Consider the following 15360-nt stretch of genomic DNA (forward strand, 5'->3'; position numbering starts at 1 on the left):
ATGGCATCAGCATCGGAGGCCTCCGAGTCCCAAAATTTTTTTGAGATGCTCCGCCTCTTGTGCGCCGGCTCTCCGCGCCCGTGGCGCGCGACGGTTCGAACAAAAAGCGGGCCTCATCATGCGCGCCACACTGCAGCAACGCACGTCAGACTCCCAATATGGGCAATGGCCGCGAATTTTGGCCCCGGAAATCAGGAACCGGCTCGCAGTCCATTGCCCATAATGAGGCTCGTCCGCGCAGGCTTATCCACAGCCAAACAGGCATCTCGAAGGCGAGGCGATTCGACGTAAGAGGCGATGGCTAACGGGAGAGCGTCGCCGAGAGGCCGAGCGCGTCGACCAGGTCGGGACCGGGCCGGCTGAAATACGGCGCCTTGTCGAGGCCGATCGGGCTCGGCGGCTTGGCCTCCAGGGTGAAGGTGCCGCCGCGCTCGATGAAATGCGCCGCGGTGTCGAGCAGCTTGCTGAGATCGTCGGTGATCAGCACGCCGGGCGGCTGATAGCGGCGGACCTCCTGGGCGAAGGCGGCGCGTACCGCCGCCGGCGCCTGACCGGAGGTGGCCGCGACGGCCTTCATCGAGCGCTCGACCAGGCCGCGATCGGCGACGACGATCCTGGCGCCGCCCACGCCCGCCTTGCTGCCCAGCAGCGCGAAGGTGTTGCCGTCGTCGATCGCCTGCCAGAACGGCGGATCGGCGTTGACCACCTTGAGCGACAGGTCGACCTCGCCGAGATCGGGCCCGCTCAGCGCGCAGCGATCGACGCCGACTTCGCCCTTGGCGCGATCCTCGGTGCCCGAGCAGTCCATCGCGAGCTTCAGCTCCTTCAGCCCCATCGCCTGCAGCACGATGCGGATCTGCAGCGCTTCGCGGTTGCCGGCCGGCGGGTTGAGGACGAAGCCTTCGACGAGCATGCGCGAATGCCGGACGTCCTTGTTCTCGTACTTGCTCTGATGGGTGATGCTGCCGAGCGCGATGCCGTAGCGCCGCAGCGCTTCGCCGCCGAAGCCGGTCATGCTCGCCGATCCGAGATCGACGCGGCCCAGCGGCATGCCCGGCCGCCACGCCACGCCGCTCATGGCCTTTAGCCCGCGCTGGAAATCGAGGTCGCCGAGCTTGAACTCGGCCATGCGGAACATCGGCTCGCCCAGCGGCTTGCCCCCGAGCTCGAAGCCGGTCATGACCATCGCGCCGACTTGGCCCTTGTCGAACCGGTTGATCACCAGCGAGTCGATCGCGAGCTTCTCGTTGGTGAGCAGGTTGGTGACGGTCGCGCCCTTCTCCTCCGCATGGCCCATCGACAGGGCGGCGAGGATGCGCGCCGTGAGATGGCTGAACTGGCCCGGCCCGACCGCCGGGTCATAGCGATCGAGGCTGAACTCATCGACCGCCAACGACGCGACCGACCAGCGGGCCTTGTCCTGGACCATGGTGAGGTCGTGCACCTCGAGGTGCTTCGCCCGCAGGGGATCGCCGAGCTTCAGTCCCGACAACGGTGTGTTGCCCTTGATCAGCTCGCCCAGCGGCCAGGCCAGGCCCGACGCCTCCCAGCGGCCGATGCTGATCTCGCCGACGCGCACGGCCTTCAGGTCGTTCATGACGATCTTGCGGTCGAACAGGCCGACCTCGACAGAATCGACCCTGGTGGCGCCGTCGCGCTCGATGTCGGCCTTGATCTGCCGGGCGGCGCGATGCTCGACCAGCGGTACCGCCGCGACGGCGGCGCCGGCCACCACGACGGCGGCCAGCGCCGCGACGAGGCTTTTCCTCATGGCTCGGCGTCCGGCTGCTTGGACGGTTGCGCCGAGTCGAAGGCGGGATGCTGCATGCAGGTGGTGTAGATGCGCTGGATGGTCGGGAACTTCGCCATGTCGACCTTGAAGCGCTGGGCGTTGAAGACCTGCGGCACCAGGCAGAGGTCGGCCATGGTCGGCAGGTCGCCGTGGCTGAAGGCGCCGGTGTGACGGTTGTGGGCGACCGACGCCTCGTAGGCCTCGAAGCCGGTCTCGATCCAGTGCCGCGACCAGGCGAAGGTGCCCTCCTCCGACTGCTCGTACATTTCGCGCAGGTAGGCCATCACCCGCAGGTTCTGGATCGGATGGATGTCGGCGGTCGGGATCAGGGCGAGCGCACGCACCCGCGCGCGGCCGACCGGGTCCGCAGGCAGCAGCGGCGGGTCGGGATGCGTCTCCTCGAGATACTCCAGGATCGCCAGCGACTGGGTCAGCACCTCGCCGCCGTCGAGCACCAGCGCCGGGACGAGCTTCTGTGGATTGATCGCGACGTAGTCGGGCGCGCGATGCTCACCCTTCCGCAGATGGCGGGACGCATGCTCGACCGTGATGCCCTTGAGGTTGAGCGCGATGCGCACGCGAAACGCCGCCGACGAGCGGAAATAGCCGATCAGCTTCATGAGGCCTCCGGAGGCACCTTAGAGGCTGGGGGCGTAGGCTGTCATCCTGAGCGAAGCGAAGGATCCTTCGCTTCGCTCAGGATGACAAAAACATCAGCCCGGCGGGTCGTACTTCACGACCTTCTGGTCGATGGCGCCGAAGATCGACTGGCCGGCCTTGTCGAACATCTCGATGCGGATGTGGTCGCCGAATTTCATGAAGGGTGTCACGGGCTTGCCGGTATCGATTGTTTCCCGCACCCGTCGCTCGGCGATGCAGGAGCAACCGACCGCGGAGTCGCGGTTGGCGACAGTCCCCGAGCCGACGACGGTGCCGGCCTCGAGGTACCGCGTCTTCGCTGCGTGGGCGATGAGCTGGCCGAAATCGAAAGTCAGGTCGGTCGCCGCATTGGGATGGCCGAACTCCTTGCCGTTGAAGGTCGAGATCAGCGGCAGGTCGAGCCGGGCGCCGTCCCAGGCCTCGCCCAGCTCGTCGGGCGTGACCGCGACCGGCGCGAAGGCGGTCGCCGGCTTGCCGTGGAAGAAGCCGAAGCCCTTGGCCAGCTCCGTGACGATCACGTTACGCAGCGACACGTCGTTCAGGATGGTCACCAGCTTGATGTGCTTGCGCGCCGCCTCGGGCGAGATGCCCATCGGCACGTCGTCGGTGATCACGCCGATCTCGCCCTCGAAATCGATGCCCCAGGCTTCGTCGGCCAGCTCGATCTCGTCGGTCGGGCCGACGAAGGAGTCCGAGCCGCCCTGGTACATCAGCGGATCGGTCCAGAAGCTGGGCGGCATCTCGACGCCGCGCGCCTTGCGCACCAGCTCGACATGCACGACATAGGCCGAGCCGTCGGCCCACTGGTAGGCGCGCGGCAGCGGCGCCGCGAGCGCCGTGCGATCGAGCTCGAACGAGCCCGGCGCCCTGTCGTCGCGCAGCGTCTCGGCCAGGCCCTGGAGCTTGGGCGCGAACGTCGACCAGTCCTCCAGGGCCTTCTGCAGGGTCGGCACGATGGCGCTGGCGCGCACGGCACGCTTCAGGTCGCGGTCGACGACGATCAGCGTGCCGTCGCGGCCGCCTTCCTTCAAGGACGCAAGTTTCATCTCTTCCCTTCCCTCACCCTGAGGAGCGCCGCGCAGCGGTGCGTCTCGAAGGGTGGCCACAGTCTCGGTGTTGCCCACCCTTCGAGACGCGGCCCTGCGGGCCGCTCCTCAGGGTGAGGTGGTCGTGGTGCTTCGCCTACTCTGCCGCCTGCTTCATCTCGGGGGGACGCCACGACTTCACGTAGCCTTCGAACTCGACGCCGGCCGGCATCGCGGCGATGTCGATCGCGTCACGCGTGTCGACCATGACGGCCACTTCGTCCGTCTCGGTCTTGCCGCCACTTTGGACCGACTTGGTGGCGGCGTTGAACGCCTTGGGATGCGGGCCGTGGGTGAAGCCCGACGGGTGCACCGTCATCATGCCGGGATGGATGTTGTCGCGGCTGAAGAAGCTGCCCTTGTGATAGAAGATGACCTCGTCGAAGTCGTCGTTGTTGTGGAAGAACGGCAGGCGCAGCGCCTCGGGATCGCTCTCCAGCGGCCGCGGCACGAAGGTGCAGACGACGAAGCGGCCGGCCACGAACGTCGTGTGTGCCGACGGCGGCAGATGGGCGCGATGGCTCATCAGCGGCCTTATGTCCCGCCAGTTGATGCGCACGACGCTGAGATCGCCGTGCCAGCCGATCGCGTCCAGGGGATTGAACGGGAAGGTCACGGTCGACAGCGCATGGCGGCGCTTCACCGAGACCTTCCAGGGGCGCTCGTCCTGCTGCGCCTTGAAGGCGTCGTCGATGTGCGGCGTGTCGAGCATCGCCGGATCGAAGATCGCGTGCCGGCCGACCATGCCCTTCTCCGGCAGGGTGAAGTGGTCGTTGGTCGCCTCGATCATCAGCGACACGGTCGGCTGCTTCGGGGAGAGCCGCCACATCGTGCCGCGCGGGATCACGATGTAGTCGCCGTCGCGATACTCGAGATGGCCGTAGTCGCAGAACAGGTCGCCCGCGCCCTCGTGGACGAACAGGAGCTGGTCGCCGTCGCTGTTGCGCGCGAGCTCGGTCATCGGCTGGTCGAGCTTCCAGATCCGCATCTGCAGGTGCGGGTTATTCATCACCAGCTCCCCCTGCCAGGGATTGGCGTGCGCCGTTGCGAGCTTGTTGAGGTCGAGCGCGCGCGGGCGGATCGGCCCGTCGAAGTCGACCCAGTCGGTCGGCTTGTGCTTGTGATGGAACTGCGCCGAGGGGCCGAAGAAGCCCTCCTTGCTGATCTCGCGCTCGTAGGTGCCTTCAGGCAGCCGGACATGCGCCTGGCGCGAGGCCGTGCCCTCCACCTGGCGCAAGGGAATCCAATTCTTGGCCATCTCGTTCCTCCTCTAACTTTCCTCCCCATTCACATGGGGAGTGTCGGCGTCTGCGCCGACGGAGGGGTCATGAGCTTCTTCGCGATGCCTCCGACCCCTCCGCCCCGCTATGAGCGGGGCACCTCCCCCGATGACGGGGGAGGATTTATTCCTTCAATACCCCGCGGCGGATCTGGTCGAGTTCGATCGATTCGAACAGGGCGCGGAAGTTGCCCTCGCCGAAGCCCTCGTTGCCGCGGCGCTGGATGATCTCGAAGAAGATCGGGCCGATCACCGTCTGGGTGAAGATCTGCAACAGCAGGCCGCCGCCCTTGGTCGGCGCGCCGTCGATCAGGATGCGGTCGGCGCTCATTCGCTGGAGGTTCTCGCCGTGCTCTGGCAGGCGCACATCGACCTGCTCATAGTAAGTATCGGGAACGTCCTGGAACGGCACGCCCTTGAGCTTGAGCGCTTCCACGGAGTCGTAGATGTCGTTGGTGCCAAGCGCGATGTGCTGGATGCCCTCGCCGTGATAGGCGGAGAGATACTCCTGGATCTGCGACTTGTCGTCGGAGCTCTCGTTGATCGGGATGCGGATCCTGCCGCACGGGCTGGTCATCGCCTTGGACTTCAGCCCCGTCAGCTTGCCCTCGATGTCGAAGTAGCGGATCTCGCGGAAATTGAAGAGCCGCTCGTAGAAGTCCGCCCACTCCGCCATGCGCCCGCGATGGACGTTGTGCGTCAGGTGGTCGATGTAGGTGAGGCCGACGCCCTGCGGATTGGGATCGATGCCCGGCAGGTACTCGAAGTCGACGTCGTAGATGCTGCCCTTGGAACCGTAGCGGTCGACCAGGTAGATCAGCGAATCGCCGATGCCCTTGATCGCCGGGATGTTGAGCTCCATCGGCCCGACCTTGCCCTCGACGCCCCAGGCGCCGAGCGACAGCGCCCGCCGGTAGGCGAAGGCCGCGTTCTTCACCCGGAAGGCGATGGCGCAGATCGAGGGACCGTGCACTCGGGCGAAGCCCTGGGCGAAGCTGTCGGGCTCGGCATTGACGATGAAGTTCACGTCGCCCTGGCGGTAGAGCGAGACGTTCTTGGAGCGGTGCTTCGCGACCTTCACGAAGCCCATGCTCTCGAACAGGCGGCCGAGGGCAGCGGGATCGGGCGCGGTGTATTCGACGAACTCGAAGCCGTCGGTGCCCATTGGATTGACCGGATCGGCCTGCAGGAGCTTGGGGTCGCTGACGCTTGCGCTTGCCATGATTGACCTCCAACGCCGATTGGTTTCAGATGTAACTATTATGCCGTCCCCTTTGCAAGCCCCCTCGCGGACCCTCGAGCTGGAGAAATTCCTCCCCTATCGGCTGTCGGTGCTGGCCCAGCTTGTCAGCGAATCGCTGCATGACCTCTACGCCGGCCCGTTCGACCTGGCAGTGACCGAATGGCGGGTGATGGCGGCACTGGGCCGGTTCGCGCCGCTCACCGCCTCTGAGGTGGGTCAACGTATCGTCATGGACAAGGTGGCGGTCAGCCGGGCCGTGGCAGGCCTGGAGAAACGCGGGCTGGTGGAGCGGACCGCGGACCGGGCCGACCGCCGCCGCGCGCCCCTCAGGCTCAGCGCCCGCGGCCGCAGCGTCCATGCCCGGATCGTGCCGTTAGCCCTGGAATACGAGGCCGAGCTCTATGGGGCGCTGACGCCCGAGGAACGGCGCCAGTTCGATGCGCTCAGCGACCGGCTTTTCATCCACGCCCAGCTATTGCGTCAAAACCGCTAGTTACTGCTATAAGGCCGGCCAACCTACGACGGAGGCAGCCTTGGCCGCTAAGGCCGCCCGGCGCCCGCCGGCCTCGGAGACGAAGCCGGTGCTGGTGCTCAACGGGCCCAATCTCAACATGCTGGGCAAGCGGCAGCCGGAGATCTATGGCCGCGAGACCCTGGTCGACGTCGAGGCGGCCTGCCGGACGGAAGCCAAGCGGCTTGGCCTCGGCGTCGAGTTCTTGCAGAGCAACCACGAGGGCGCTCTGGTCGACCGCATCCAGGCCGCCCGGGAGCAGAATTCCGGCATCGTGATCAATGCCGGGGCCTATACCCACACCTCGGTGGCCCTGCTGGACGCCCTGAACGCCGCCGAACTGCCGGCAGTGGAAGTGCACCTTTCCAATATCTACAAGCGTGAAGCCTTCCGGCATCACTCCTATATAAGTCCGGCCGCGGTCGGCGTGATCGCGGGGCTCGGCAGCCAGGGTTATCTCCTGGCCTTGCAGGCGCTCGCCCGCCTGCTGGCGCGATAAGATTTTCGGGAGAGAAACCCCATGGCCAAATTCGAGATGGACACCGACTTCATCCGCAAGCTCGCGGCCATCCTCGAGGAGACCAATCTGGGCGAGATCGAGCTGGCCGACGGCGAGCGCAAGATCCGGGTCGCCCGGCCGACCACGGTGACCGCTTCGGCCACCGCGCCGATCGCCCTCGCCCCGATGGCCGCCGCCGCCCCGGTTGCGATGGTGCCGGTTGCGGTCGCTGCCGCGGGTGACCATCCGGGGGCCGTGAAATCGCCGATGGTCGGCACTGCGTACCTGTCGCCCGAACCCGGCAAGCCGATGTTCGTCAACGTTGGCGACAAGGTCGCGGCCGGTCAGACGCTGCTAATCATCGAGGCGATGAAGACCTTCAACCCGATCAAGGCGCCCAAGGCCGGCACCGTCACCCAGATCCTGATCGAGAACGCGCGGCCGGTCGAATTCGGCGAAGTTCTGATGATCGTCGAATAATGTTCGACAAGGTCCTGATCGCCAATCGCGGCGAGATCGCGCTTCGCATCCATCGCGCCTGCCGCGAGATGGGCATCCAGACCGTTGCCGTGCATTCGACCGCCGACAGCGACGCCATGCATGTCCGGCTGGCCGACGAATCGGTCTGCATCGGGCCGCCGCCGGCGCGCGACAGCTATCTCAACATCCCGTCGATCCTGTCGGCCGCGACCATCGCCGGCGTCGACGCCATCCATCCCGGCTACGGCTTTCTGTCGGAGAATGCGCGTTTTGCCGAAGCGGTGGAGGCGCACGGCTTCACCTTCATCGGTCCGACCGCCGAGCACATCCGCATGATGGGCGACAAGATCGTCGCCAAGCAGACCGCCCAGGAGCTCGGCCTGCCGCTGGTGCCCGGCTCGCCCGGCCCGGTCGGCTCGCTCGGGGAGGTCGTCGAGCTGGGCGAGAAGATCGGCTGGCCGGTGCTGATCAAGGCGGTCGCCGGCGGCGGCGGCCGCGGCATGAAGGTGGTGAACAGCCCCGACGAGGCCGCCGAGGCGTTCTCGCTGGCCCGCGCCGAAGCCAAGGCCGCCTTCAGCAACGACTCGGTCTACCTCGAGAAGTATCTCGGCGCGCCGCGCCACATCGAGATCCAGGTGCTGGGCGACGGCCGTGGCGAAGGCGTGCATCTCGGCGAGCGCGACTGCTCGCTGCAGCGTCGGCACCAGAAGGTTCTGGAGGAAGCGCCCTCCCCGGCCCTCAACGCCGAGCAACGCGCCAAGATCGGCGAGCTTGCCGCCGCGGCGGTGCGAAAGCTCAAGTATCGCGGCGCCGGCACCATGGAATTCCTGTTCCAGGACGGCGAGTTCTACTTCATCGAGATGAACACCCGCCTGCAGGTCGAGCATCCGATCACCGAGGCGGTGACCGGCATCGACCTGGTGCGCGAGCAGATCCGCATCGCCGCCGGCGGGCCGCTGGCGCTCAGCCAGAAGGACATCCAGTTCCACGGCCACGCCATCGAATGCCGGGTCAATGCCGAGAACCCCGAGACCTTCACGCCCTCGCCCGGCAAGGTGATCGACTACCATCCGCCCGGCGGCCTCGGCGTGCGCGTCGATAGCGGCCTCTATGCCGGCTACTCGATCCCGCCGTTCTACGATTCGATGGTCGCCAAGCTGATCGTGAGCGGGCCCAGCCGCAACGAGTGCCTGATGCGCCTGCGCCGCTCGCTCGAGGAGTTCGTGATCGGCGGCATCGAGACCACCATCCCGCTGCACCAGAAGATCATCCAACAGCAGGAATTCATCGACGGCGAGTACAACATCCACTGGCTGGAGAAGCTGGTCGGCCTCAAGAAGTAGCCGGATGCTGGAGATCACGCCCGAGCTGCTGCTCCAGGCCTACCGCATCGGCGTCTTCCCCATGGGGGAGCGCCGCGACGATCCCAAGCTCTACTGGCTCGATCCCCGGCTGCGCGCGGTCCTGCCGCTCGACGGCTTCCATTTGCCCAAGCGGCTGGCCCGCACGGTGCGCCAGGGTACCTTCGAGGTCACCGCCGACCAGGCCTTCACCGACGTCATGCGCGCCTGCGCCGAGCCCCGGCCCGGCCACCCCGAGAGCTGGATCAACGAGCCGATCCTCGGCCTCTATGGCGACCTGCACCGGCGCGGCCACGCCCACAGCATCGAATGCCGGCGCGACGGCCACCTGGTCGGCGGCCTCTACGGCGTGTCGGTCGGCGCGGCGTTCTTCGGCGAGAGCATGTTCAGCCGCGAGCGCGATGCCTCCAAGGTGGCGCTGGTCCATCTGGTGGCGCGGCTGATCAAGGGCGGCTTCCGATTGCTCGACTGCCAGTTCATGACCGAGCATCTGCGCAGCTTCGGCGCGGTCGAGATGCCGCGCGAGGAGTTCCGGGTGCTGCTGGCCGAGGCGGTCGACCGCCGCGCCGCGTTTCAGCGCGAGCTGGGGGGCGAGGATCCCTGCACCATCGTGCAGGCGAGCACACGCACGTCGTAGACGCCGTCGTCGAGCGCCGACAGTGCCGGGGTCGAGGCGAACATCCAGCCGGCGAACAGCTTCTGCTCGGACTGACCCGGCTTGTGATCGATGATGGTGAGGTAGGCCGCCGATTCCGGCGGCGCGTCCGGCGTGTTGACCATGCAGTCGCCGACCTGGATGTCGAGGGTGCCGAAACGCGTGGTCTCGCCGACCGGGGCGTAGAAGCGCCGCGTGCGCGCCGTCACCTTGTCGAGGCCCTGCAGCTCGGCCACCCGCTTGCCCGGCCCGTCCGGGATCGCCCGCAACGACGGATTGGCCTGCTGCGCGGCGGCGGTGCCCATGACAGCCAGGAACACAAATCCTGTCGTCCTGAGCGCAGCGAAGGACCTCATGGCGATTGCCACCAGTATGCGTGTTGAAAGGCCATGAGATCCTTCGCTGCGCTCAGGATGACAGAAGGGTTCAGCCCTTCTTGTCGTGAGGAACCGGCAAGCCTTCGATCAGCTCGTGCAGCGCCTGCTTGATCTGGTCCGCGTCGCATCCCATCAGGACTCCGTCCTCCAGCGCGTCGGCGCAGAGGGTCTCGATCTCCGAGATGTTCTGGTTCAGGACCTTGATCTTTTCGAGGCAGGATACGGGCTTGCCGTCCGATTGCCGCCACACCGGCGACGCCTTGGGCGGCGTCTTGGAAACCCGAGCGTTCATCACTTCGACCCCGTGCCGCTGAACATGAACTTGGCGAGCAACTCGGTGAAGGAAATGGCGTCCTGCGTATTGTTGATCTCGCCGCCGGCTTTCAACATGGTCTTGTCGCCGCCGGGATCAAGCACCACCACCATGCCGCCGAGCAGCGATTCGGCCACGATCTTGGCGTTGGTGTCCTCAGGGATCGGCACGCTCGACGACACCGCGAGTCGCACCACCGCCTGGAACGTCTTGCGGTCGAGCTCGATCGACGTGACGGTGCCGACCTTGACGCCGCTCATGGTGACGTCGGCGCCGCGCTTCAGCCCGTCGATGCGGCCGAACCGGGCGACCACCTCGTAGCCGTCGGGGCCCGAGCGGTCGGACTTGGCGAAGGCGTAGAAGACGAAGACGCCGGCGACCAGCAGGACCAGCGCGCCGACGATCGTCTCGACGAAGTTGCGATTCACGTGATCACCCTGGGCGCCAGGCCTCGTAGTGCGGCTTGGGCTTGTTCTCGCTCGCCACCACGGTCGAGCCCGGCGGATGGTAGGCGACCGGCGTGCCGGTGAGGTTGGGCACATGCTCCTTCTGCCACGGCCGGCGCGGGTAGCCGCCGGCCGGCGGCGGCGTGTCGGAGGTGTAGTGCAGCCAGCCGTGCCAGTCGGGCGGCACGCGCGAGGCCTCGGGTTCGCCGTTGTAGATCACCCAGCGCTTGCGGCGGCGCATGCCGGGGATCAGACGCTTGTCCTGAAAGTAGCGATTGCCTTGCTCGTCGCTCCCGACAAGTTCGCCGCGCATCTTGGTGAAGAGCCAGGTGCCGAACGTCATTCACTCACTCTCGTAAAAGCCGTGCGCCGCTTGTACGCGGGCGCTTTGTGACTGGCAACGCGACGGTACGCACAGCCTCGCGACGATCGTTCGTCGTCATGCGAATTAGCCGGTCTCGCCCCCTGTGTTGCCAAGTTGCATCATGTAGTGCCATCAACATACTGGTCTACAAAATGTAGTTGCGCACACAAGATTTTGTAATTTAGTATCGCTGTGTGCCCATATGTGCGTGCTCAGCCTAACACTTCGAGCACCCCGCGACTGAACTTTTAACGACGGCAACTGGGTACGGGGGATCGGTCGATGCGCTTGGAGCGCCGGTTTACGCGAGCAGGAGAATCGCCATTCGAAAGGATGGCGTTCCGTGCTGGCGATTCCGAGATCCGCAATCCCGACGGCACCATCGTCTTCCAGCAGCGCAGCATCGAAGTGCCCGACGCGTGGTCGCAGGTCGCCACCGACGTGCTGGCGCAGAAGTACTTCCGCCGCGCCGGCGTCGCGCGCCATCTGAAGAAAGTCGCCGAGGCCGATGTCCCCGAGTGGTTGTGGCGTTCGGTTCCCGACGAGACGGCGGCCGACCAGCAGCTCGGCGGCGAGATCAGCGCGCGTCAGGTCTTCCATCGCATGGCCGGTGCGTGGACCTACTGGGGATGGAAGGGCGGCTACTTCGACGGCGAAGCCGACGCCCGCACCTTCTACGACGAGCATTGCTTCATGCTCGCCGCGCAGATGGCGGCGCCGAATTCGCCGCAATGGTTCAACACCGGGCTGCACTGGGCCTACGGCATCGACGGCGCGGGCCAGGGCCACTGGTACGTCGACCATCGCGACGGCGAATCCCATCCGTCCGACTCGTCCTACGAGCGGCCACAGCCGCATGCCTGCTTCATCCAGGGCGTCGCCGACGAGTTGGTGAGCGACGGCGGCATCATGGACCTCTGGGTCCGCGAGGCGCGCCTCTTCAAGTACGGCTCGGGCACCGGCTCCAACTTCAGCAGCATCCGCGGCTCGGGCGAGAAGCTCTCCGGCGGCGGCAAGTCGTCGGGGTTGCTGTCGTTCCTCAAGATCGGCGATCGCGCCGCCGGCGCCATCAAGTCGGGCGGCACGACGCGGCGCGCGGCCAAGATGGTCGTGGTCGATGTCGACCATCCCGACGTCGAGGACTTCGTCTCCTGGAAGATGCTCGAGGAGCAGAAGGTCGCCGCCCTGGTCGCCGGCTCGAAGCTCGCCAACCGGCATCTCAACGCCATCATGCAGGCGTGCGACGACGGCTTCGACCCCAAGCAGAACCCGCGCCTGCGCCGCGAGATCGTCGCCGCCCGCCGCGCCGAGGTGCCGGAGAACTACATCCAGCGCGTCATCCAGTTCGCGCGCCAGGGCTACCGCCACATCGAGTTCCCGACCTTCGACACCGACTGGGAGTCGGAGGCCTACGCCACGGTCTCGGGCCAGAACGCCAACAACTCGGTCCGCGTCACCGACGACTTCCTGCGCGCCGTCGCCGAGGACCGCGACTGGGCGCTGACCGCCCGCACCACCGGCCAGGCGATCAGGACCGTGAGCGCCGCCCAGCTCTGGGACCGCATCGCCGAGGCCGCCTGGCACTCCGCCGACCCCGGCGTGCAGTTCGACACCACCATCAACGACTGGCACACCTGCCCCGAGTCGGGCCGGATCAACGCCTCCAATCCGTGCTCCGAGTACATGTTCCTCGACGACACGGCCTGCAATCTCGCCTCGCTGAACCTGATGCGGTTCCGCCGCGAGGACGGGTCGGTCGACACGGCGGCGCTGGAGCATGCCAGCCGGCTGTGGACCGTCGTGCTCGAGATCTCGGTGATGATGGCGCAGTACCCGTCGCGCCGGATCGCCGAGCTCTCCTACCGCTACCGCACGCTCGGCCTGGGCTACGCCAATCTCGGCGCCCTGCTGATGGCCCGCGGCCTGGGCTACGACTCGGCCGCCGGCCGCGCGATCGCCGGCTCGATCACGGCGATCATGACCGGCACGGCCTATGCCACCTCCGCCGAGTTGGCCGCCGGCATGGGCGCCTTCCCCGGCTTCGCGCCCAACCGCGAGGCCATGCTGCAGGTCATCCACAACCATCGCCGCGCCGCCTACGGCCAGGCGAGCGGTTACAAGGCCCTCTCCACGCCGCCGGTGGCGCTGGACATCGCCCACTGCCCCGCCGATCTCGCGGCGGCCGCCAAGAAAGCCTGGGATCGGGCTCTTTCTCTCGGAGAGAAGCACGGCTTCCGCAACGCCCAGGTCTCGGTGATCGCGCCGACCGGCACGATCGGCCTGGTGATGGATTGCGACACCACCGGCATCGAGCCCGACTTCGCGCTTATGAAATTCAAGAAGCTGTCGGGCGGCGGCTACTTCAAGATCATCAACCAGACGGTCCCGCTGGCGCTCGCCACCCTTGGCTACGACGCGGCCACGACGGCCCGGATCGTGTCCCACGCGGTCGGTCACGGCACGCTGAAGGGTGCGCCGGCGATCAATCACCAGACCCTGGCGGCGCGCGGCTTCGATACCGAGACCCTGGAGCGTCTCGAGAAGGCGCTGCCGACGGCCTTCGACATCCGCTTCGCCTTCTCGCGCTACTCGCTGGGCGACGACTTCTGCCGCAAGGTGCTGGCGCTCGACGACTCCGAGCTCAACGATCCACAGCTCGACCTGCTGGCGCGCCTCGGCTTCTCGCGCTCCGACATCGCGCAGGCGAACACCTACGCCTGCGGGACGATGTCGATCGAGAGCGCACCCGATCTCAAGCGCGAACATCTTTCTGTGTTCGATTGTGCAAATCCCTGTGGACGAGATGGCACACGCTGCTTGTCTGCAGAGAGTCACATACGCATGATGGCTGCAGCACAACCGTTCATTTCAGGCGCGATCTCGAAAACGATCAACATGCCGAATGCTGCAACGGTAGACGACTGCAGGAAGGCTTACGAACTGTCCTGGAAGCTTGGCCTCAAGGCCAACGCACTCTATCGCGACGGCTCCAAGCTTTCGCAACCGCTCTCCGCCATGGCGATCGGCGACGATGTCGCCGCGAACGACGACCTCGTCGACATGACTCCGGCCGCCCGCGCGCCGATCATCGCCGAGCGGATCGTGGAACGCATCGTCGAGCGCGAGGTCGCCCGCGGCCGCGAACGCCTGCCGCAGCGGCGCAAGGGCTACACGCAAAAGGCCATCGTCGGCGGTCACAAGGTCTATCTGCGCACCGGCGAGTACGAGGACGGCCGGGTCGGCGAGATCTTCATCGACATGCACAAGGAAGGCGCCGCCTTCCGCAGCGTCATGAACAACTTCGCCATCGCGATCTCGATCGGCCTGCAATACGGCGTGCCGCTCGAGGAGTTCGTCGAGGCCTTCACCTTCACGCGCTTCGAGCCGTCCGGGATGGTCGAGGGCAACGACGCGATCAAGATGTCGACGTCGATCCTCGACTACGTGTTCCGCGAACTCGCGATCTCCTATCTCGGACGAAACGATTTGGCGCATGTCGAGCAGGCCGACCTGCAGCCCGACGGCGTCGGCCGCGGCATGGTCGAGGACGGCCTGCCCGCAGCCGGCAGCGACGCCGCCCAGGCGGCGGCCGATGCGGTGAGCCGCATCGCCAGCGTCGGCTACATGCGCAGCAACCTTTACGTATTGAACGGCCGGACGGCCGGCAGTGTCGCGATCGCCGATGAAGCGCTCGCCGCCGCCTCCGCGCCCCACGGACTGACGGACGGCCCAGCCGTCGCTTCGGCGCACAACGCCGGAACGGCCGTCGTCGGCGTCGCGACCGGATCGGCCTACGCCGCGAAGCTGAAAGGCTTCGAGGGGGATGCCTGTCCGGAATGCGGCAACTTCACCATGGTCCGCAACGGGACGTGCCTCAAATGCACGACCTGCGGCGGCACCACCGGGTGCAGTTGAGCATGCGTGGCGTAGCGTACCCGCGTACCCCAGGGGTCTCACGGTTGAGGACCTCATAGCTAACCATAGGAGACAGTTATGGCTGCTAAGAAGAAAGCTGCGAAGAAGAAGGCTGCTAAGAAGAAGAAGCAGTAAATCAGGTAAGGGCGTAGGCCAAAGCCCCAGGCTTTGGCCCCTCTAACCAAACGCCTTTCGGCCTCCGGTCGGGCGCTTCCTTCATTCGGAAGCCCCGCCGGAGGCCACCTTCAAGAATTTGTGCAGCTAAGCCAATCGACGCCCGCTTGCGGGTGAAAGGCGAACCTGACGTCCGGCGTGCCTCAGCTGCCGGACTTTTCTTTTGCCTGCAGTTCTGGACCGGCAGGCATGTCCCGATGCCGGCC

General features: G+C 66.4%; 15 protein-coding genes. 6 read left to right on the forward strand and 9 right to left on the reverse strand.

Annotation, left to right across the window (positions count from 1 at the left end):
* Nucleotides 1-301 precede the first annotated feature (301 nt).
* From J0J01_RS18095 to hppD, 5 genes are all read right to left on the reverse strand, one after another.
* On the reverse strand, nucleotides 302-1771 hold the full coding sequence (locus tag J0J01_RS18095; protein WP_296383076.1) for a hypothetical protein: 1470 nt from the start codon (nucleotides 1769-1771) through the stop codon (nucleotides 302-304).
* Nucleotides 1768-2412, reverse strand: a complete 645-nt coding sequence (gene maiA / locus J0J01_RS18100; RefSeq protein WP_296383078.1) for a maleylacetoacetate isomerase — start codon at nucleotides 2410-2412, stop codon at nucleotides 1768-1770. Before maiA ends, J0J01_RS18095 begins: the two co-directional genes overlap by 4 nt.
* Before the next feature lie 93 nt (nucleotides 2413-2505).
* Nucleotides 2506-3498: a fumarylacetoacetate hydrolase family protein gene (locus tag J0J01_RS18105; protein WP_296383080.1), complete on the reverse strand. Its 993-nt coding sequence runs from the start codon at nucleotides 3496-3498 to the stop codon at nucleotides 2506-2508.
* A 136-nt stretch (nucleotides 3499-3634) separates the two neighbouring features.
* The gene (locus tag J0J01_RS18110) at nucleotides 3635-4795 is read right to left on the reverse strand and encodes a homogentisate 1,2-dioxygenase (protein ID WP_296383082.1); all 1161 of its coding nucleotides are present in this window, start codon (nucleotides 4793-4795) and stop codon (nucleotides 3635-3637) included.
* 145 nt (nucleotides 4796-4940) lie between these two features.
* Nucleotides 4941-6038, reverse strand: coding sequence for a 4-hydroxyphenylpyruvate dioxygenase (hppD, locus tag J0J01_RS18115; protein ID WP_296383083.1), 1098 nt, complete (start codon nucleotides 6036-6038; stop codon nucleotides 4941-4943).
* Between hppD and J0J01_RS18120 the strand changes: the two genes are divergently transcribed.
* From J0J01_RS18120 to aat, 5 genes are read left to right on the forward strand one after another with little or no spacing between them, the layout of a single operon-like run.
* Nucleotides 6037-6552: a MarR family transcriptional regulator gene (locus J0J01_RS18120; RefSeq protein ID WP_296383085.1), complete on the forward strand. Its 516-nt coding sequence runs from the start codon at nucleotides 6037-6039 to the stop codon at nucleotides 6550-6552. The genes hppD and J0J01_RS18120 overlap by 2 nt on opposite strands.
* Nucleotides 6553-6592: 40 nt before the next feature.
* Nucleotides 6593-7069, forward strand: a complete 477-nt coding sequence (aroQ, locus tag J0J01_RS18125) for a type II 3-dehydroquinate dehydratase (protein WP_296383086.1) — start codon at nucleotides 6593-6595, stop codon at nucleotides 7067-7069.
* A 21-nt stretch (nucleotides 7070-7090) separates the two neighbouring features.
* On the forward strand, nucleotides 7091-7549 hold the full coding sequence (gene accB, locus J0J01_RS18130; RefSeq protein WP_296383088.1) for an acetyl-CoA carboxylase biotin carboxyl carrier protein: 459 nt from the start codon (nucleotides 7091-7093) through the stop codon (nucleotides 7547-7549).
* A complete protein-coding gene (accC, locus tag J0J01_RS18135; protein WP_296383090.1) occupies nucleotides 7549-8892 on the forward strand; it encodes an acetyl-CoA carboxylase biotin carboxylase subunit in 1344 nt (447 codons plus the stop codon). Before accB ends, accC begins: the two co-directional genes overlap by 1 nt.
* A gap of 4 nt (nucleotides 8893-8896) precedes the next feature.
* Nucleotides 8897-9547, forward strand: coding sequence for a leucyl/phenylalanyl-tRNA--protein transferase (gene aat, locus J0J01_RS18140; protein WP_365737452.1), 651 nt, complete (start codon nucleotides 8897-8899; stop codon nucleotides 9545-9547).
* Here the strand turns inward: aat and J0J01_RS18145 are convergent.
* The 4 genes from J0J01_RS18145 to J0J01_RS18160 form a co-directional block, all read right to left on the reverse strand.
* Nucleotides 9484-9921: a DUF2155 domain-containing protein gene (locus tag J0J01_RS18145; RefSeq protein WP_296383091.1), complete on the reverse strand. Its 438-nt coding sequence runs from the start codon at nucleotides 9919-9921 to the stop codon at nucleotides 9484-9486. The two genes, aat and J0J01_RS18145, sit on opposite strands and share 64 nt — an antisense overlap.
* 70 nt (nucleotides 9922-9991) lie before the next feature.
* Nucleotides 9992-10234 carry a hypothetical protein gene (locus J0J01_RS18150; RefSeq protein ID WP_296383093.1) on the reverse strand — a complete coding sequence of 81 codons (243 nt, stop codon included), beginning with the start codon at nucleotides 10232-10234 and terminating at the stop codon, nucleotides 9992-9994.
* The gene (gene mlaD, locus J0J01_RS18155) at nucleotides 10234-10683 is read right to left on the reverse strand and encodes an outer membrane lipid asymmetry maintenance protein MlaD (RefSeq protein WP_296383095.1); all 450 of its coding nucleotides are present in this window, start codon (nucleotides 10681-10683) and stop codon (nucleotides 10234-10236) included. The genes J0J01_RS18150 and mlaD overlap by 1 nt, the downstream gene beginning before the upstream one ends.
* Nucleotides 10684-10687: 4 nt before the next feature.
* Nucleotides 10688-11044 (reverse strand): NADH:ubiquinone oxidoreductase subunit NDUFA12, encoded by a 357-nt coding sequence (locus tag J0J01_RS18160; RefSeq protein ID WP_296383097.1) that lies wholly within the window; start codon nucleotides 11042-11044, stop codon nucleotides 10688-10690.
* Between the two features lie 303 nt (nucleotides 11045-11347).
* On the opposite strand from J0J01_RS18160, the gene J0J01_RS18165 reads away from it, so the two are divergent.
* The gene (locus tag J0J01_RS18165; protein ID WP_296383098.1) at nucleotides 11348-14980 is read left to right on the forward strand and encodes a vitamin B12-dependent ribonucleotide reductase; all 3633 of its coding nucleotides are present in this window, start codon (nucleotides 11348-11350) and stop codon (nucleotides 14978-14980) included.
* The last annotated feature ends 380 nt before the right edge of the window (nucleotides 14981-15360 follow it).

Source organism: Reyranella sp., from assembly GCF_017305915.1.
Classification (GTDB): domain Bacteria; phylum Pseudomonadota; class Alphaproteobacteria; order Reyranellales; family Reyranellaceae; genus Reyranella.